15 protein-coding genes are annotated in these 17,253 nt (G+C 61.0%); 12 read left to right on the forward strand and 3 right to left on the reverse strand.

All coding sequences use genetic code 11. The features are described 5' to 3' along the window. Window position 1: 1 nt before the first annotated feature. From ACSQ16_RS04895 to ACSQ16_RS04940, 10 genes are all read left to right on the forward strand, one after another. The gene (locus tag ACSQ16_RS04895) at window positions 2-940 is read left to right on the forward strand and encodes a carbohydrate kinase family protein (RefSeq protein ID WP_243261469.1); all 939 of its coding nucleotides are present in this window, start codon (window positions 2-4) and stop codon (window positions 938-940) included. A 149-nt stretch (window positions 941-1,089) separates the two neighbouring features. Further along, on the forward strand, window positions 1,090-2,553 hold the full coding sequence (zwf, locus tag ACSQ16_RS04900; RefSeq protein WP_243261468.1) for a glucose-6-phosphate dehydrogenase: 1,464 nt from the start codon (window positions 1,090-1,092) through the stop codon (window positions 2,551-2,553). After that, window positions 2,550-4,358, forward strand: a complete 1,809-nt coding sequence (edd, locus tag ACSQ16_RS04905; RefSeq protein ID WP_243261467.1) for a phosphogluconate dehydratase — start codon at window positions 2,550-2,552, stop codon at window positions 4,356-4,358. The genes zwf and edd overlap by 4 nt, the downstream gene beginning before the upstream one ends. A 3-nt stretch (window positions 4,359-4,361) precedes the next feature. Further along, complete coding sequence (eda, locus tag ACSQ16_RS04910) at window positions 4,362-5,015, forward strand: bifunctional 4-hydroxy-2-oxoglutarate aldolase/2-dehydro-3-deoxy-phosphogluconate aldolase (protein ID WP_243261466.1); 654 nt, start codon at window positions 4,362-4,364, stop codon at window positions 5,013-5,015. Between the two features lie 143 nt (window positions 5,016-5,158). Beyond that, a complete protein-coding gene (locus tag ACSQ16_RS04915; protein WP_243261465.1) occupies window positions 5,159-6,190 on the forward strand; it encodes a LacI family DNA-binding transcriptional regulator in 1,032 nt (343 codons plus the stop codon). 115 nt (window positions 6,191-6,305) lie between these two features. Continuing rightward, on the forward strand, window positions 6,306-7,610 hold the full coding sequence (locus ACSQ16_RS04920) for an ABC transporter substrate-binding protein (RefSeq protein WP_243261464.1): 1,305 nt from the start codon (window positions 6,306-6,308) through the stop codon (window positions 7,608-7,610). Window positions 7,611-7,728: 118 nt separating this feature from the next. Further along, window positions 7,729-8,595: a carbohydrate ABC transporter permease gene (locus ACSQ16_RS04925; RefSeq protein WP_093928110.1), complete on the forward strand. Its 867-nt coding sequence runs from the start codon at window positions 7,729-7,731 to the stop codon at window positions 8,593-8,595. Between the two features lie 12 nt (window positions 8,596-8,607). Then, a complete protein-coding gene (locus ACSQ16_RS04930) occupies window positions 8,608-9,438 on the forward strand; it encodes a carbohydrate ABC transporter permease (protein ID WP_067625898.1) in 831 nt (276 codons plus the stop codon). Between the two features lie 15 nt (window positions 9,439-9,453). Continuing rightward, window positions 9,454-10,458 (forward strand): ABC transporter ATP-binding protein, encoded by a 1,005-nt coding sequence (locus ACSQ16_RS04935; protein WP_093928112.1) that lies wholly within the window; start codon window positions 9,454-9,456, stop codon window positions 10,456-10,458. A gap of 72 nt (window positions 10,459-10,530) precedes the next feature. Further along, window positions 10,531-12,036, forward strand: a complete 1,506-nt coding sequence (locus ACSQ16_RS04940) for a mannitol dehydrogenase family protein (protein WP_243261463.1) — start codon at window positions 10,531-10,533, stop codon at window positions 12,034-12,036. Window positions 12,037-12,039: 3 nt separating this feature from the next. On the opposite strand, the gene arsJ is transcribed toward ACSQ16_RS04940, so the two are convergent. Genes arsJ through ACSQ16_RS04955 form a run of 3 tightly spaced genes read right to left on the reverse strand, consistent with a single transcriptional unit; the run spans window position 12,040 to window position 15,142 of the window. Then, a complete protein-coding gene (arsJ, locus tag ACSQ16_RS04945; RefSeq protein ID WP_243261462.1) occupies window positions 12,040-13,302 on the reverse strand; it encodes an organoarsenical effux MFS transporter ArsJ in 1,263 nt (420 codons plus the stop codon). Beyond that, window positions 13,299-14,297 (reverse strand): ArsJ-associated glyceraldehyde-3-phosphate dehydrogenase, encoded by a 999-nt coding sequence (locus tag ACSQ16_RS04950; protein WP_317405746.1) that lies wholly within the window; start codon window positions 14,295-14,297, stop codon window positions 13,299-13,301. The genes arsJ and ACSQ16_RS04950 overlap by 4 nt, the downstream gene beginning before the upstream one ends. Beyond that, complete coding sequence (locus ACSQ16_RS04955; protein ID WP_243261460.1) at window positions 14,294-15,142, reverse strand: helix-turn-helix domain-containing protein; 849 nt, start codon at window positions 15,140-15,142, stop codon at window positions 14,294-14,296. The genes ACSQ16_RS04950 and ACSQ16_RS04955 overlap by 4 nt, the downstream gene beginning before the upstream one ends. 618 nt (window positions 15,143-15,760) lie before the next feature. On the opposite strand from ACSQ16_RS04955, the gene ACSQ16_RS04960 reads away from it, so the two are divergent. Both ACSQ16_RS04960 and ACSQ16_RS04965 read left to right on the forward strand, forming a co-directional pair. After that, window positions 15,761-16,477, forward strand: a complete 717-nt coding sequence (locus ACSQ16_RS04960) for a helix-turn-helix transcriptional regulator (protein ID WP_243261459.1) — start codon at window positions 15,761-15,763, stop codon at window positions 16,475-16,477. Window positions 16,478-16,541: 64 nt separating this feature from the next. Continuing rightward, a complete protein-coding gene (locus tag ACSQ16_RS04965) occupies window positions 16,542-17,249 on the forward strand; it encodes an SDR family oxidoreductase (RefSeq protein ID WP_243261458.1) in 708 nt (235 codons plus the stop codon). The last annotated feature ends 4 nt before the right edge of the window (window positions 17,250-17,253 follow it).

Here is a 17,253-nt window from a genome sequence, read left to right on the forward strand (position 1 = left end):
GATGATCCTTTGCTGCGGAGAAGCCCTGATCGATATGATCCCAACCCCAATCCCAACCCCAACCACCGCAGGCCCCGACGGCTTTGTGCCTCATGCGGGCGGGGCGGTCTTTAACACGGCCATCGCCTTGGGGCGACTCGGGGCGCAGGTGGGGATGCTGTCGGGCCTGTCGTCTGACATGTTCGGGCGGCAGTTGGTCGATGGGCTGAAGGCCAGCCATGTGGATGTCTCGCATCTGGTGGTGTCCGACCGTCCGACGACGCTGGCCTTTGTTCGGCTGGTCGGCGGCCATGCAACCTATGATTTCTATGACGAAAACTCGGCCGGGCGCATGATCACGCCGGGGGATATGCCCGCGCTCTCGGCTGAGGTCTCGGCGCTGTATTTCGGCGGGATCAGTTTGGCTTGCGAGCCGGGCGCGGATGCCTATGCAGACCTGCTGGCGCGCAACGCCGAAGGCCGTGCGGTGATGATCGACCCCAACATCCGCCCCGGTTTCATCAAGGATATCGAGCGTTACCGTCAAAGGCTCGACCGGATGCTCGCGCTGTCGGACATCGTGAAGGTCTCGGACGAGGATCTGAACTGGATCAACCCCGCGTCCTTGTCCCTGCGCGATAAGGTGGCCGAGTTGTTGGCCAAGGGCCCTTCGGTTGTCATCCTGACCCGCGGGGGCGAGGGGGCAACGGGCTATCTGGCCAATGGTGAAGAGGTGCAAGTCCCCGCCGTGAAAGCCGAAGTCGTCGATACGGTCGGCGCGGGCGATACGTTCAATGCTGGCGTTCTGGCCAAGATGTCCGAGCTGGGGCAGCTTCATAAATCCGCTCTCGGCACCCTTACGTCTGAGGTGTTGTCCGAAGCGCTGGCCTATGGCGCGCGCGTCGCCGCCGTAACCGTTTCGCGCGCCGGGGCGAACGCGCCTTGGGTAGAGGAAATATGAAATGTTGAAGAACCGCCTATCTTTTCCGCTCAGATATGTTAGCGCTACCAGTGGCCGCCCTGAGGAGGCCGCAGGAGGGATGGCGATGGCTTTGAGTAATCGAAAACATGGTGCCGCCGCGCATCAACGCAGGCAGGAGGGCTGACCCCATGGTATCGCGCGTAATCCCCGTTGATCCTTTCGACCTCGTCATTTTCGGCGCGACCGGCGACCTTGCTCGGCGCAAGATCCTGCCCGGTCTGTTCCACCGTTTCACCGTCGGCCAGATGCCCGAAGGCGCACGGATCGTCGGCGCGGCCCGCTCCGAGCTTGATGCCGACAGTTTCCGCAAGATGATCCGCGACAGCCTTTTGGAGTTTGCCCCGAAGCTGGCGCAAGAGAGCGCCGCCTTGGAGCAGTTCCTTGCCATGGTGCACTACATGCGCGTGGATGCGGCGGGCGATGCGGGCTGGTCGGGCCTGAAGGACCTGATGCGTGATGATGTCGTGCGGGCCTTCTACCTCTCGGTCTCGCCGTCGCTCTTCGGCACGATTGGTGGCAAGCTGCATGACCACGGCATCGCCACAGCCGAGAGCCGCATCGTCGTCGAAAAGCCCTTTGGCCATGATTTGGAAACCGCGCAGGTACTGAACGCCGATCTGCGCGCCAATTTCGACGAAAGCCAGATTTACCGGATCGACCATTACCTTGGCAAAGAGACGGTGCAGAACCTCATGGCGCTGCGTTTCGCCAATGCCCTGTGGGAGCCGCTGTGGAATTCCACCCATATCGACCATGTTCAGATTACGGTCTCCGAGAGCCTCGGCGTCGAAGGGCGGGGGGAATATTACGATAAATCCGGTGCCATGCGCGACATGGTGCAGAACCACCTGATGCAGCTTTTGTGTCTGACGGCGATGGAGCCGCCCTCGCGTTTTGACCCCAACGCGGTGCGCGATGAGAAGGTGAAGGTGATCGAGGCGTTGGAGCCGGTGGTCCAGAAGGACATCGCCCGCGGCCAATACCGCGCCGCGCAGGGCGAGGGCAGCTACTGCGATCATGCGGGCGATCCCGACAGCCGCACCGAAAGCTTCGTCGCCATGAAGGTCAAAATTGCCAATTGGCGGTGGGCGGGCACGCCGTTTTACCTGCGCACGGGCAAAAAGCTGCGTGGGCGCAGTTCCGAGATCGCGGTGATCTTCCGCGACCCGCCGCATATGATCTTCCCCGCGATGGAGGGGCACAAAGGCAACGCCCTGATCATCCGCCTGCAGCCGGACGAAGGCATCACCCTGCGCAACACGATCAAAGACCCCGGCCCCGGCGGCATGCGTCTGGCCGAAGTGTCCCTGGATATGACCTTTGCCGATGCCTTGGGCGAACAGGCCACCCCGCAAGACGCCTATGAACGGCTAATCATGGACGTGATCCGTGGCGATCAGACCCTGTTCATGCGCGGGGACGAGGTCGAAGCCGCCTGGGCTTGGGCCGATCCGATCATTCACGGCTGGGAAGAGACCCGGCAACCCCCGTACCCCTATGACCCCGGCAGCTCAGGCCCCGAAGAAGCGCTGATGCTGATGCACCGCGACGGCCGTCGCTGGCGCGAGATCACACGAAAGGACGAGACATGACCCTGCATTCCACGATTGACCGCGTCACCGACCGTATCATCGCCCGCAGCGAGGCGACCCGGCGGCCCTATCTGGATCGGATGGAAGCCGCCCGTGCCAAAGGGCCTGCGCGGGCACATTTGTCGTGCAGCGGGCAAGCCCATGCCTATGCCGCCTCCGGCGAAGACAAGGACCGGCTGGCGACCACCAGCGCAGGCAACCTCGGCATTGTGACGACCTATAACGACATGCTCTCGGCGCATCAGCCGTTTGAGCGTTACCCCGAACTGATCCGCGACGCGGTACGTGCAGCAGGCGGCACTGCGCAGGTCGCGGGCGGTGTCCCGGCGATGTGTGACGGGGTGACCCAAGGGGAGGCGGGGATGGAGCTGTCGCTGTTTTCGCGCGATGTGATCGCCTTGGCGGCGTCGGTGGGACTCAGCCACAACACTTTTGACGCGGCGGTTTTCCTTGGGGTCTGCGACAAGATTGTGCCGGGGCTGGTCATTGCGGCGCAGGCGTTCGGGCATCTGCCTGCCGTCTTCCTGCCTGCCGGGCCGATGGAAAGCGGGCTGTCGAATGATGAAAAAGCCAAGGTGCGCCAGCAGTTCGCCGCAGGCGAGGTCGGGCGCGACGCGCTGATGGCCGCCGAGATGGCCGCCTATCACGGGCCGGGCACCTGCACATTCTACGGCACCGCCAACACCAACCAGATGTTGATGGAGTTCATGGGTCTGCACCTGCCGGGCGCCAGTTTCGTGCCGCCGAACGGATTGCTGCGCGATGCGCTGACCCAAGAGGGCGCGAAAAGGGCGCTGGCGCTGAGCGCTCTGGGCAATGATTACACGCCCGTCGCTTCGGTTCTGGATGAAAAGGCCTTTGTGAACGGCATCGTCGGGCTCAACGCCACGGGCGGGTCGACCAATCTGCTGATCCACCTTATCGCCATGGCGCGGGCCGGGGGGATCATTCTGGATTGGGAGGATTTCTCGGACATCTCCGACATCACGCCGCTGCTGGCGCGGGTCTATCCCAACGGTCTGGCCGATGTGAACCATTTTCACGCGGCGGGCGGCCTTGGCTATATGATCGGCGAATTGCTCAACTCCGGCCATCTGCACCCCGACACCCATACCGTCGCCGGACAGGGGTTGGAGCATTACACCTCCGAGCCAAAGCTCAAGGTCGATGGCTTGGTATGGGAAAAGGGTGCGGGCGAAAGCCTGAACGAAAAGATCCTCCGCCCCGCCAGCGATCCCTTCCAGCCCACCGGCGGGCTGCGCCGCATGGCCGGATCGCTCGGCACCGCTTGCATGAAAGTCTCTGCCGTCGCGCCCGAACACCACATCATCGAAGCCCCGGCGCGGGTCTTTGCGGATCAGAACGAGGTGAAAGCCGCCTTCAAAGCGGGCGAGTTGACCGACGATGTGATCGTCGTGGTCCGCTTCCAAGGGCCTAAGGCCAATGGCATGCCCGAGTTGCACAGCCTGACGCCGCTTCTGTCGATCCTTCAAGGGCGCGGTCAGAAGGTCGCGCTGATCACCGATGGGCGCATGTCGGGGGCGTCGGGCAAGGTGCCCGCAGCGATCCACGTCAGCCCCGAAGCGGTCGATGGCGGCCCCATAGCGCGGGTGCAGGATGGCGATATGCTGCGGGTTGACGCAGTTGCAGGGACGCTTGACGTGCTGGCCGAAGGGTTCGATGACCGTCCCAACGTCACCGCTGACCTTTCTGCTTACCATGCCGGGACGGGGCGCGAGTTGTTCGCTATGTTCCGCGACACAGTCGGTTCTGCTACCACCGGCGCAACCATTTTTGGAGGCTGATCCATGACTCTTACCGCAAAAGACGCCAGCCGTCGCACCCGTGAAATCTGCGCGCTCGCCCCAATCGTGCCTGTTCTGGTGATTGAATACGTCGCACACGCCCGGCCATTGGCTGAGGCGCTGGTCGCCGGGGGGCTGCCCGCGTTGGAAGTGACCCTGCGCACGCCTGCCGCGCTGGATGCGATTGCGGCCATGGCTGAGGTCGCGGGCGGGCATGTGGGGGCGGGCACGTTGATCACCCCCGAAGACGTGCGCGCGGCGAAACGGGCGGGGGCGACCTTTGGCGTCTCGCCCGGTGCCACAGATGCGCTGATCGCTGCCTGCGAGGAAGAAGATCTGCCGCTACTGCCCGGCGCTGCCACAGCGAGCGAAGCGATGCGTCTGTTGGAACTTGGCTATGACATGCTCAAGTTTTTCCCCGCCGAAGCTTCTGGCGGGGCACCCGCACTCAAAGCCATCGGCGCACCGCTGCCGCAGATCACCTTTTGCCCGACCGGCGGCGTCAGCCCAGAGAATGTGGAAAGCTACCTGAGTCTGCCCAATGTGCTTTGCGCGGGCGGCAGTTGGGTGGCCCCGAAAAAGCTGATCGACGCGCAGGATTGGGCAGGGATCGAAGCGCTGGCACGTGCAGCAGCGGAATCCGGGCAAAAAGGCTGATTTCCATTCGGACCGAAGGCTTTCCGCCGAGGTTGAAAATGCCGCGGAAAGCCCAACACCATCAGACCCTTGCTGGCTGACCGAACTTATCTCTATATTGACTTGAGTTTACGCGCGATGCGTTTCGTCAAGGGAGGGTTAAGATGGGCCAGCAAAAGATCCGCAATATGGAAGAGTTCGCCGCTGTCAGTGGCATTTCTCGGCCCACGCTGTCAAAATACTTTAACGACGCCGACAGCGTGCGCCGCTCTACCCGGGAGCGGATCGAAGCGGCCCTTAGTCAGTATGACTACCGCCCCAACGTCTATGCGGTGAACCAAAACCGCCGCAAAACCCGCAACATCGGCGTGGTAGTGCCCAACCTTGCGGACCCGTTCTTTTCTGAGATTGGTCGTGAGGTGGAACTGGCCTGTCTGGCGGCAGGCTATAGCCCTATCCTGCTTAGTTCACACGGCAAGCCAGCGCAGGAGCGGGCCAATCTCGACTCGCTTCGGGCGCTGAAGCCTGCGGGCGTGCTTTTGGCACCTTTCGGCAAGGCCTCGGACCGAGGGGCGATTGAGCGTTTTTGCAAAGACGTGCCGGTCGTGACCTTTGATGCGAATGTTGAAGGGGTGTGTGAGGCCTTCGTGGGTACAGATAACTTCCAAAGTGTGGAGTTGATCGTCGAATACCTCTGCCGCAGTGGCGAACCGCCTTGTTTCTTTGAGATGAAGACTCCCAGCAACCCGAACGCCAACAAGCGCCGCCAAGCCTATCTGGAAGCGATGGAACGTCACGGCTTTGCCCCGAAGATCCATCAGGTGCCGGGCGAGGGATGGAACTTTGAAGAGATCGGCGCAACCGAAGGCGGGCGGTTGATCTCAGCTGGGGCATTCGAGACGGACACGGTTCTGTGCTCAAACGACCGTCTGGCGATTGGGATGCTCTCGGCTGCTTATGAACTGGGTGTGCGGGTCGGTCACGGTAAAGATTGCGTCATGCGGATCGCGGGGCAGGACGACCACCCGTTCTCGCGCTACACCTGTCCGCCGCTGACCACCATCGCACAGGATTATGGCGCCATCGCGAATCGCGCGGCGAGCACTTTGTTCCGCATTATCGAAAGCGAAACCAGACTGGCCGAACGCGAAGAGACCGTGTTCGATGGCAAATTGGTGATGCGCGCCTCGGCCTAAGTCATTGAGTTCGCAAGTTGCTCAGAAAATAGTTATCGCGCGTAAAATTTAATTTGACTGCGCGTTATGTGGGCCGTTAGTCTCGTTCCATCATCTGTAGAGGGAGGAACTATCGATGTTCTCGAATAAATCATTGCACGCTGCGACGGCCCTGTCCTTGGTCATGGGCGGCGGCGCTTTTGCTGAGACGATCACCATCGCCACCGTGAACAACGGCGACATGATCCGCATGCAAGGCTACACCGACAAATTCACCGAAGAGACCGGCCACGAAGTGGAGTGGGTCACGTTGGAAGAGAACGTGCTGCGCCAGCGCGTCACCACCGACATCTCGACCAAGGGCGGCTCTTTCGACATCATGACCATCGGCATGTATGAAACGCCGATCTGGGGGGCGAACGGCTGGCTTGTACCGCTGGATGACCTCAGCGAAGAATACGACGCGGACGATATCCTACCCGCGATGGCCGGTGGTCTGAGCCACGAAGGCACGCTCTACGCCGCACCGTTCTATGGCGAAAGCTCCATGATCATGTACCGCACAGATCTTATGGAAAAAGCCGGCATGGAAATGCCGAAAGACCCGACTTGGGAATTTATCCGCGAAGCCGCCGCCGCCATGACCGATCGCGACAACGACATCAATGGCATCTGCCTGCGCGGCAAGGCCGGTTGGGGCGAGGGCGGCGCGCTGATCACGGCGATGTCCAACTCCTTTGGCGCACGCTGGTTCGACGAAGACTGGAACGCCCAGTTCGACACCGAGGCTTGGGCCAACACCATCAACTTCTACAAAGACCTGATGGATGAAAGCGGCCCTGCGGGCTATGCCTCCAACGGCTTCAACGAGAACCTCTCGCTGTTCCAGCAGGGCAAATGCGGCATGTGGATCGACGCCACCGTGGCGGCATCCTTCGTGACCAACCCCGACGATTCCACCGTGGCCGACAAGGTTGGTTTTGCGCTGGCACCGGATACGGGCCTCGGCAAACGCTCCAACTGGCTCTGGGCATGGGCGCTGGCAATCCCGGCGGGCACTCAGAAAGAAGATGCCGCGAAAGAGTTCATCGAATGGGCCACCTCGAAAGACTACATCGAGATGGTTGCCGAGAACGAAGGTTGGGCCAACGTTCCTCCCGGCGCGCGTAAGTCGCTCTATGAGAACCCCGAGTACCAGAAAGTGCCCTTCGCACAGATGACGCTCGACTCGATCCTGTCGGCTGATCCTGAGAACTCCACCGTCGATCCGACGCCTTACGTCGGTGTTCAGTTCGCCGCGATCCCAGAGTTTGCAGGCATCGCGACCGACGTGAGCCAAGAGTTCTCTGCCGCCTATGCCGGTCAGCAGACCGTCGAAGAGGCACTTGAGAAGGCACAGGACCTGACCAACGACGCAATGGAAGCTGCTGGCTACCGCTAAGCCGCCGCTTCTCCGGCACAAAGGGCGGCGGACACCGCCGCCCTTTTCCGCCCCACCACCTGATATGATACCCTTCACCTAAACGCGGCATCCGCCGCCTGCAGAGGAGATGTGCCCGATGGCTACCCAACATTCCCGATCAGCGGCACGCCTGATGATGGCCCCTGCGGTGGTCTTGCTCCTTGGATGGATGCTCATCCCGCTGACCATGACGCTCTATTTTTCCTTCAAGAAATACCTGCCGATGCGCGGCGGTGATCTGGGCTGGGTGGGGTTTGACAACTACGTACGCTTCGTCACCTCGAGCGCCTTCTGGCCCTCGGTGATGACCACGCTGATCATCGTCGGCGGTGTGCTGGCGATCACGGTGGGCTTGGGCATCTTGCTCGCCATCCTTTTGAACCAGCCGATGTGGGGGCAGGGCTTTGTCCGCATCCTCGTCATCGCGCCCTTCTTTGTTATGCCCACCGTTTCGGCGCTGGTGTGGAAGAACATGTTCATGGACCCGAACTATGGTCTCTTCGCGCATCTGTGGGAGTTTTTCGGCGCGACCCCGGTGCAATGGATGAGCCAAGCCTCGCTGTCGTCAATCGTAATCATCGTGTCATGGCAGTGGCTGCCCTTTGCGACGCTGATCCTTCTGACCGCGATCCAGTCGCTTGACCGCGAGCAGCTTGACGCCGCCGAGATGGACGGCGCCCCCGCCACCAAACGTTTCGCCTATATCACCCTGCCGCATCTGGGCCGCGCGATCACCGTGGTGATCTTGATCCAGACGATCTTTCTGCTGTCGATCTTTGCGGAGATTTTCGTGACCACGGGCGGTGCCTTTGGGACCAAAACACTGACCTATCTCATCTTCCAGCGGGTGCTGGAAAGCCAGAACATCGGCCTCGGATCGGCAGGCGGTGTCTATGCAATCATTCTCGCCAATATCGTTGCCATCTTCCTGATGCGCATCGTCGGCAAGAACCTGGACGCCTGAGGAGGAGACATCATGGCACGCGCAGTCACCAGACAACGCAAGATCGTCAACACGGCCCTCGCATGGGGCATCGGTTTCCTGATCTTCTTCCCCATCCTTTGGACCATCCTCACCAGCTTCAAGACCGAAGCGCAGGCCATCGCCGATCCGCCGATCTTCCTCGGCTTTGATTGGACGCTGGCCAACTACGAGGCGGTTCTGGAGCGGTCCAACTACGGGCGCTTTCTGTGGAACTCGATCATCATCGCCGGGGGCTCGACCGTGCTTGGCATCCTGATCGCAGTGCCCGCCGCATGGTCGATGGCCTTTGTGCCCGGCAAGCGGACCAAGGATATCCTGCTCTGGATGCTCTCGACCAAGATGCTGCCAGCAGTTGGTGTGCTCTATCCGATCTATCTGCTCTGCATCCAGTTCGGTGTGCTCGACAGCAAGATCGCTTTGGTCATCATCTTGATGCTCATCAACCTGCCGATCATCGTCTGGATGCTTTATACCTACTTCCGCGAAATTCCCGGCGAGATCTTGGAAGCGGCACGGATGGATGGGGCAAGCCTGCGTGAAGAGGTGCTTTATGTCCTCACGCCCATGGCGATCCCCGGCATTGCCTCCACCTTGCTGCTGAACTTCATCCTCGCATGGAACGAAGCCTTCTGGACACTCAACCTCACCGCGGCCAAAGCGGCACCGCTCACGGCCTTCATCGCGAGCTATTCCAGCCCCGAGGGCCTTTTCTACGCCAAGCTCAGCGCGGCCTCCACCATGGCCATCGCGCCAATCCTCATCCTCGGCTGGTTCAGCCAGAAACAACTCGTCAGCGGCCTGACTTTCGGCGCAGTCAAGTAAGCAAGGGACAGTCACATGGGACAAATTAAACTCAATCAGGTTTCCAAAAGCTTCGGCGATGTGGAAGTCATTCCGCCCCTTGATCTGACCATCGAAGATGGCGAGTTCACGGTCTTCGTCGGCCCCTCGGGCTGCGGGAAATCCACACTGCTGCGGCTGATCGCGGGGCTAGAGGATATCACCTCGGGCCATATCGACATCGACGGCACGGATGCGACCCATGTGCCGCCCGCGAAACGCGGTCTGGCGATGGTGTTCCAATCCTACGCGCTTTATCCGCATATGTCGGTGCGCAAGAACATCGCCTTTCCGATGAAGATGGCGGGTGTTCCGGCGGAGGAACAGCAGCGCCGGATCGAAGCGGCTGCCAAAGCGCTGAACCTGACCGACTACCTTGATCGCCGTCCGGGCCAACTGTCTGGCGGTCAGCGCCAGCGGGTCGCTATTGGCCGTGCCATTGTGCGGGAGCCTTCGGCGTTCCTGTTCGATGAGCCGCTGTCGAACCTCGACGCCGCGCTGCGGGTGGGGATGCGTCTCGAAATCAGTGAGCTTCACAAGCGGCTGGCCACGACGATGATCTACGTGACCCACGATCAGGTCGAAGCGATGACCATGGCCGACAAAATCGTCGTGCTGCGTGCGGGCTATATCGAACAGGTCGGCACCCCGCTTGAGCTTTACTACAAGCCGCGCAACGAATTTGTCGCGGGGTTCATCGGCTCGCCCAAGATGAACCTCATCAAAGGGCCCGAAGCCGAAGCCCGCGGCGCGCCGACGATCGGCATCCGCCCCGAGCATTTCGACGTCTCCACCACCGAGGGCGCTTGGGAAGGCACCATCGGTGTGGCCGAGCATCTGGGCTCTGACACCTTTTTGCACATCCACGGTGTCGCGGGCTGTGACCCGATGACCGTGCGTGTAGATGGGGAGTTATCGGTCAAACATGGCGACCGGATTTTTCTGACCCCGCAGGCAGACAAGCTGCACCGGTTCGATGCGCAGGGCCTTCGGGTCGAGTGATGCAAGCGACAGGAATGACAGGCCGACCCCCGCACCCTTTCCCCGGTGCGCGGCCCTACAAGGATGTGGATCATGGATAATTTGGTAGACCTCTCGAACGCGACGCTTGGCGATCTTGATATCGCGCGGCCCACCTATGACCGCAGCGCCCTGACCCCCGGTATCGTGCATGTTGGCGTCGGCAACTTCCACCGCGCGCACCAGGCGTGGTATCTGCACCGTTTGATGCAGAACGGCCAGGCGCATGACTGGGCGATCCTCGGCGCGGGCGTGCGCCCCTATGATGCGGCGATGCGCGAGAAGCTCCTGGCACAGGACTGTCTGACGACGCTGATCGAACTCGACCCCGCGCAGACCTCGGCTGAGGTTGTGGGCTCTATGATCGACTACCTGCCGATCGAAGAGGGCAACGGCGCCCTGATCCGCGCCATGGCCGATCCGGCCATCCGCATCGTCGGGCTGACGGTCACGGAAAGCGGCTATTACATCGACCCCGTCAGCAAGAGGTTCGACGCGGCTCACGCCGATATCGTCCATGACGCGGCGAACCCTGACACTCCGCGCACCGCCTTTGGGGCCATTGTCGCGGCCCTGCGGCTGCGCCGCGATGCGGGGCAGGGGCCGTTCACGGGGCTGAGTTGTGATAACCTGCAAGGCAATGGCGATATCCTGCGCCAGGCGGTCGTGTCGCTGGCGCGCATGTCCGACCCGGCGCTGGCCGATTGGATCGAGGCAAACGCCAGCTTCCCCAACTCCATGGTCGATTGCATCGCCCCGGCTACTGGCCCTGCCGAGATCGCGCAGGCGCGGGAGTTCGGCGTGAACGACGCCGCCCCCGTCACGCATGAAGCCTTCCGCCAGTGGGTGATCGAAGACGACTTCTGCGCAGGCCGCCCGGATTGGGATCAGGTGGGGGCCACCTTCTCGGACGATGTGCATGCCTATGAAAAGATGAAGATCCGCATCCTCAATGCGGGCCATCAGGTCTTGGCGAACGTCGGTGAGGTGCTGGGGATCGAGACGATTTCGGCCACCATGGCGCATCCGGCGATCCGCGCGATGTTCCACCGCGTGCAGGCCGAAGAGATCACCCAGACGGTCGCCCCGGTGCCCGGCATGACGCCGCTGGCCTATCTTGAGCTGATCGAACAGCGTTTCTCGAATCCGCGCATCGTCGACACCACCCGCCGTGTCGCCTTTGATGGCTCGGCGCGGCACACCGGGTTCGTCCTGCCGATCCTGCGGGATCAACTGGCGGCAGGGCGTTCGGTCAGTGGTTTGGCCTTGGTTGAGGCGCTTTGGGCGCGAATGTGTGCGGGCACGCGGGAGGATGGCAGCGAGATCGTGGCGAATGATCCGATCTGGGAGGCTTTGAAAGAGGCGGCGCAGGCCGCGCGGACGCGGCCCGAGGCATGGTTGGCGCAAGACCGTCTTTATGGCGATCTGGCGCAGGCAGAAGCGTTCCGCGACGCTTTTGTTGCTTGGCTCTCGCTCATTTGGGATGAGGGGGCCGTCGCGGCGATGAATGCCTATACGCAGGTCGATGAGAGCAATGGCCGCGCGAGCAAAGCAAGCTAACGGTTAGCCTTGGTCGGGTTTCAAGAACCCGACCAGCAGCGCCGACAGGGCCACCATGATCGCCGCCGCCCCCAGCATCAGGGGCAGGCCGCCGATCTGATAGCTCAGCCCCGACAGCAGCGTGCCCAACAGTCGCCCCGCAGCATTGGCCATGTAGTAGAACCCCACATCCATCGTCACCCGTTCGGCCTTGGTGAATGATAGGATGAGGTAGGAATGTAGGGACGAGTTCACCGCAAAGACCGCGCCAAAGGCCAACAGGCCGATTACAAGGGTCACGGTGAGCCATGTCTGCGGCCCGTCGCTGAACAGCGCCGCCAGCGTCAGCGCCGCAGGCACGGCGGCGAGCGACCATGCCCCGCCCTTCGCGGCTGAGATCAGGTCTTCCGCCGGGCGGGATTTCGCGCGGAGTAGGCGCGGGGCGTAGATCTGCACCATGCCGTAGAGGATCACCCAGACCGCCATAAAGGTGCCGATCATGAAGAAGGCCGCGCGGTTGCTTTCCTCCGTGCCGTCCGAGAGGACCGCGTAGAAATAGATCGGGATGCCCACCACAAACCAAACATCCCGCGCGCCGAACAGAAACACCCGCGCCGCGCTCAGCCAGTTCACGTTGGGGGATTTAGAGAAGATTTCGGAGAATTTCGCCCCCTTGCGCCCTTTGGGCAGGCCGGGCGGCATGGCGGTCAGCACGGCGAGCAGGATCAGCGCAAGGATCGCCGCCATGCCGAGCACCGCCCAGACGAAGCCTAGCGTCGCCAGCAACGCCGCGCCGAGCAGAAAGCCCAGACCCTTAACCATGTTCTTGGAGCCGGTCAGCAACGCGACCCAGCGGAACAACCCGCCATCCTCAGCCGGGGCGAGCAGTTTGACGGCGGATTTCGACGACATCTTGGCCAGATCCTTGGCCACACCGCTGGCCCCCTGCACCAGCATCACGAAGACGACCGAGGCGCCAACCGCCCAAGACGGATCAAGCTGCGCCAGCGCCAGCAGCGCCACGATCTGCAACCCCAGCCCCGCATAGAGCGTCGAGGCCAGCCCGAACCGCGCCGCGATCCAGCCCGCGCAGAGGTTGGTGACAACGCCCGCGATCTCATACAGCACAAAGAGATAGGCCAGTTGCACCGGCGAAAAGCCCAGCCGGTGGAAATGCAGCAACACCAACATGCGCAACGCGCCATCGGTCAGCATGAAGGCCCAATAGGCCGCCGTGACCGCGATATAGGCCGATAGCCCCTCAGGGCGGGTCGCGCTCTGGCTCACAAGCTTGCCCCGACCATCAGCGCCACATCGACCAAACGGTGCGCATAGCCCATCTCATTGTCGTACCACGCATAGATTTTCACCTGTGTCCCATTCACCACCATGGTGGAGGGCGCATCGACGATGCTGGACCGCGTGTCATTGGTGTAATCGGTCGAGACGAGCGGGCGCTCCTCATAGCCTAGGATATCTTTCAATTCCCCTTCAGCGGCGGCTTTGAACAGGGCGTTTACCTCTTCCACCGTCGTCTCGCGCTCTACTTCAAACACGCAATCGGTCAGCGAGGCATTCAGCAGTGGCACCCGCACGGCGTGACCGTTCAAGCGGCCTTTGAGTTCGGGGTAGATCAGCGTGATCGCCGTGGCGCTGCCGGTGGTCGTCGGAATCAGGGAGTTCAGGGCCGAACGCGCGCGGCGCAGGTCTTTGGCAGGGCGGTCGACGATGGTTTGCGTGTTGGTCACGTCATGGATTGTGGTGATGGAGCCGTGTTTGATCTTCATTGCCTCATGGATCACCTTCACCACCGGGGCGAGGCAATTGGTCGTGCAGCTTGCCGCCGTGACGATCCGGTGCCGTGCGGGATCATAGACGTCATCGTTGACGCCGTAGACGATATTCGCCGCATCGCCGTCTTTCACCGGAGCCGAGATCACCACCTTCTTCACCCCTGCATCGAAATAGGGGGCGAGTTTGGCCTCGGTTTTGAAGGCCCCGGTACAGTCGATCACCACATCCACCCCGTCGAGCGGCAGCGCGCTGAGGTCGCGGGTGCCGATGAAGGGCAGGCGGGTGCCGTTGATCGTCACGCTGTCTGCGTCATGGGTGAAATCGGCCTGCCAGCGCCCGTGCACCGTGTCGAACTCCAGCAGATGCGCGTGCATCTCCGGGTCGCCCACCGCGTCGTTGATCCATGCGATTTCTGCGCCCTGATCCAGCAGGGGCTTCAAGGCGAGCTTGCCGATGCGGCCAAGGCCGTTGATGGCATAGACGGTCATGCGGAGAATCCTTCTTTGTCGGTTTGGCCCGCGTCATCGAGCGCTTTTTGCAGCGAAACACGGTCGAGCGAGGTCAGCGGTAGGCTGGTAAAGCCCAGCATTCGGTTGCGCAGCGTGCCATAGGCTTGTTGAAAGGCGAGGCTCTTTTCGGCGTCGGATCCTTCGACCTTGACCGGATCGGGCAGGCCCCAATGCGCGGTGATCGGCTGGCCGGGCCATGTGGGGCATTCTTCGTTGGCCGCCTGATTGCAGACGGTAAACACAAAATCGAATGCCGGGGCGTCCTCAGCTTGGAATTCTGACACGCTTTTTGAGCGCAGTTGCGATACGTCATGGCCCTTCTGCTTAAGGACTTCCACCGCGAAGGGGTTCAACTGTGATTGCGGCCGGGTGCCTGCGGAATACACATTGAAACGGTCCTCAGCGAGATCGCGTAAGATGCTTTCGGCAAAGATCGAACGGGCAGAATTGCCGGTGCAGATGAACAGGACATTGAATTTTCTGTCAGTCATGAGAGCATTTCCATGTATGGAGGGGGTGGTGTTGGGGGTGCAAATCTCGGGCCGTCCACGGCAGCAGTCGATCAGTAGATAGTTGATCGTGTCACGGGCGGCAGTCAGATCAACCGCATAGCGCAGGGAGGTCCCGACACGTTCCTGAGTGACCAATCCAACCTGCATAAGCGCGCCGACATAGGTTGAGAGGGTGTTGGGTTTCAGCCCAAGCGCCTGTGCCAGTTCGGTTGCGGGAACGCGGTCGGGATAGCGGCGCATAAGCAGCCGAAACAGCGCGAGCCGCTGTGGGTGGCCAAGGGTGGCAAGGCGATGGGGGATCACTTGTTCCATAATTCACGAATTATGGAATTAGTCGCAATTTTGCAAGTGAAGTTTTTGTAACGGGGATGTTCGGCATAGTGGGCGTAACGCTGGGGCGTCGCGTCGATTCACCGGACCCTATAATTTCTACCAGCTTTACAAATGCGACCCGCCGCGATCAGTCAAGATATGCGAAAAATTTAATCAAACTATAACAAATGCTTGGGGTTCTGATGCGCGAATCTTGTTATTCGGGTTTGTGGCTGCCTTGAATGGAAGCCACATAAGACCTGCGTGCTACGGCTGACGCGACCTTTTGACAGGGTCTGCCATTTGGCTCTGTTCCGGCCCTCGCTTGAGGAAGCCGCGCCCCTGTCCGCTGTGTTGGACGACTGTGTTTTTGTAAGGGGTGTATCGGTTTTCCGGCGGGGGCCGCTTTATGCCCTGCAGGGTGCTGGGAAAAGGTCCGGTCATCTGCCGGGCGTCCTTGCGCTTGACCTTTGGTCACCGGGGCAAAAATGCAACGTTTTGGTCCGATTCCCCTATACCGAGAAATCATTCGCCGTGGGCCATGTTCCCTCACTGGTTGAGGTGCCTTAAAATATTGCTCAGTATTTAAACACATGAGCTTTTGAACGCCGCCCTATGGTGACCCCGCTTTCCGACCGCTACCTCGCTTTGAAAGAGCAACGACCAGATATCAAGCCTGCTGAAATATTGCAGGTTTTGGCGCAGGATATGGGGCTGAACAACCTGTCCTATCTGGGGTTTCACAAAACCACTTCGGGCGGGAGTGATCCAGTTATTCACTCGACCTATGATCCCGCTTGGCTGACGCGCTACCAAGAAGAAAACTATCACCTGATCGACCCGGTGGTCGACAAATCCCTCGAAGGCACCCTGCCGGTGGATTGGAGCGAATTGCCTAAGGTCGACCGGACCACGCGCAACTTTTTCGGGGAGGCAATGGAGTTTGGCGTGCGCCAGAACGGTGTGTCGATTCCCATTCGGGACCATGCGCATGGCAAGGCGGTGCTGACGTTGAACTCTGACCTGCGGATTCACGAATGGCGCAAATACAAGCGCGGGATCATTGCCGATGCGATCTATCTGGGCTGCCTGATTCAAAGCGATATGGTGGCCAGTATCGGCAAGGGGCAGCCCGCACCGAGGCTAAGCAATCGCGAGAAAGAAGTGCTGAAATGGGCGGCGGTGGGCAAAACCGCGTGGGAGACGGCACAGGTAATGACTGTGTCCAACAGCACCGTGAATCACCACCTCTATAACGCCTGCGCCAAACTGGACGTGACCAATAAAACCCATGCGGTCGCCAAGGCGATCCGGGCGCAGATCATTACGATCTGACCGCAGCGTGTCTTTGCATCAAACCGCCCTTCGCGGTAAGCCGCCGCCAGCATAGGAGAGCAATATGGAACTGCGCGACAAACGTATTTTGGTTACCGGCGGCAGCGACGGGATTGGGCGGCACATTTGCCTCAAACTGGCAGGGACTGGTGCGCGGCTGGCCATTCTGGGCCGCGATGAGGTTCGGCTGCAAGCTGTCGCCGATGCCTGCAAAGCCGCAGGCGCGCCGGATGCGGTGGGGCTGATGTGCGATCTAAAAGACCCGTCTGCTATTGCCCGAACCGCCTCAGAGGTGGTGGCGCGCTTTGGCGGGCTCGATATCCTGATCAACAACGCAGGGATTTGGCACAAGGCAGGCCCGCTCGACACGATCGCGCCCGAAATGCTGCAAGCCACGGTCCAGACCAATTTGACGGGGTTGATGCAGATGACGCATGCCACGCTGCCCGCGCTGCGCGACAATGATGAGGCGATTATTCTGAATGTCGTGTCAAAATCCGGTGTCGTGGCGCAGGCGGGGCAGTCGGTCTACACGGCCACGAAATACGGCGTGCGTGGCTTTACCGAAGTGCTAAAGGCAGATGAGGAGGGCACCGGCGTGCGGGTTGGCGGGCTTTATCAGTCAGGCACCAATACCGGCATGTTCGCCAAAGCGGGTGAGGATGTGCCGAACCACATTTTTACTGAGCCGGATGATCTGGCCGATGTGGTGGTCTTTGTCCTGTCACGCCCGCCGAAACTGTGGATTCACGACATCCGTATTGAACTGTAGGCGG

Origin of the sequence: Sulfitobacter sp. SH24, from assembly GCF_965641895.1 — a bacterium.
Lineage (GTDB): Bacteria > Pseudomonadota > Alphaproteobacteria > Rhodobacterales > Rhodobacteraceae > Sulfitobacter > Sulfitobacter dubius.

Coding starts and splice junctions, on each gene's coding strand:
- zwf (WP_243261468.1), top strand. CDS start 1,090: ATGGTATCGCGCGTAATCCCCGTTGATCCTTTCGACCTCGTCATTTTC.
- ACSQ16_RS04935 (WP_093928112.1), top strand. CDS start 9,454: ATGGGACAAATTAAACTCAATCAGGTTTCCAAAAGCTTCGGCGATGTG.
- ACSQ16_RS04940 (WP_243261463.1), top strand. CDS start 10,531: ATGGATAATTTGGTAGACCTCTCGAACGCGACGCTTGGCGATCTTGAT.
- ACSQ16_RS04895 (WP_243261469.1), top strand. CDS start 2: ATGATCCTTTGCTGCGGAGAAGCCCTGATCGATATGATCCCAACCCCA.
- eda (WP_243261466.1), top strand. CDS start 4,362: ATGACTCTTACCGCAAAAGACGCCAGCCGTCGCACCCGTGAAATCTGC.
- ACSQ16_RS04930 (WP_067625898.1), top strand. CDS start 8,608: ATGGCACGCGCAGTCACCAGACAACGCAAGATCGTCAACACGGCCCTC.
- ACSQ16_RS04925 (WP_093928110.1), top strand. CDS start 7,729: ATGGCTACCCAACATTCCCGATCAGCGGCACGCCTGATGATGGCCCCT.
- ACSQ16_RS04920 (WP_243261464.1), top strand. CDS start 6,306: ATGTTCTCGAATAAATCATTGCACGCTGCGACGGCCCTGTCCTTGGTC.
- ACSQ16_RS04965 (WP_243261458.1), top strand. CDS start 16,542: ATGGAACTGCGCGACAAACGTATTTTGGTTACCGGCGGCAGCGACGGG.
- ACSQ16_RS04950 (WP_317405746.1), bottom strand. CDS start 14,297: ATGACCGTCTATGCCATCAACGGCCTTGGCCGCATCGGCAAGCTCGCC.
- ACSQ16_RS04915 (WP_243261465.1), top strand. CDS start 5,159: ATGGGCCAGCAAAAGATCCGCAATATGGAAGAGTTCGCCGCTGTCAGT.
- edd (WP_243261467.1), top strand. CDS start 2,550: ATGACCCTGCATTCCACGATTGACCGCGTCACCGACCGTATCATCGCC.
- ACSQ16_RS04955 (WP_243261460.1), bottom strand. CDS start 15,142: ATGGAACAAGTGATCCCCCATCGCCTTGCCACCCTTGGCCACCCACAG.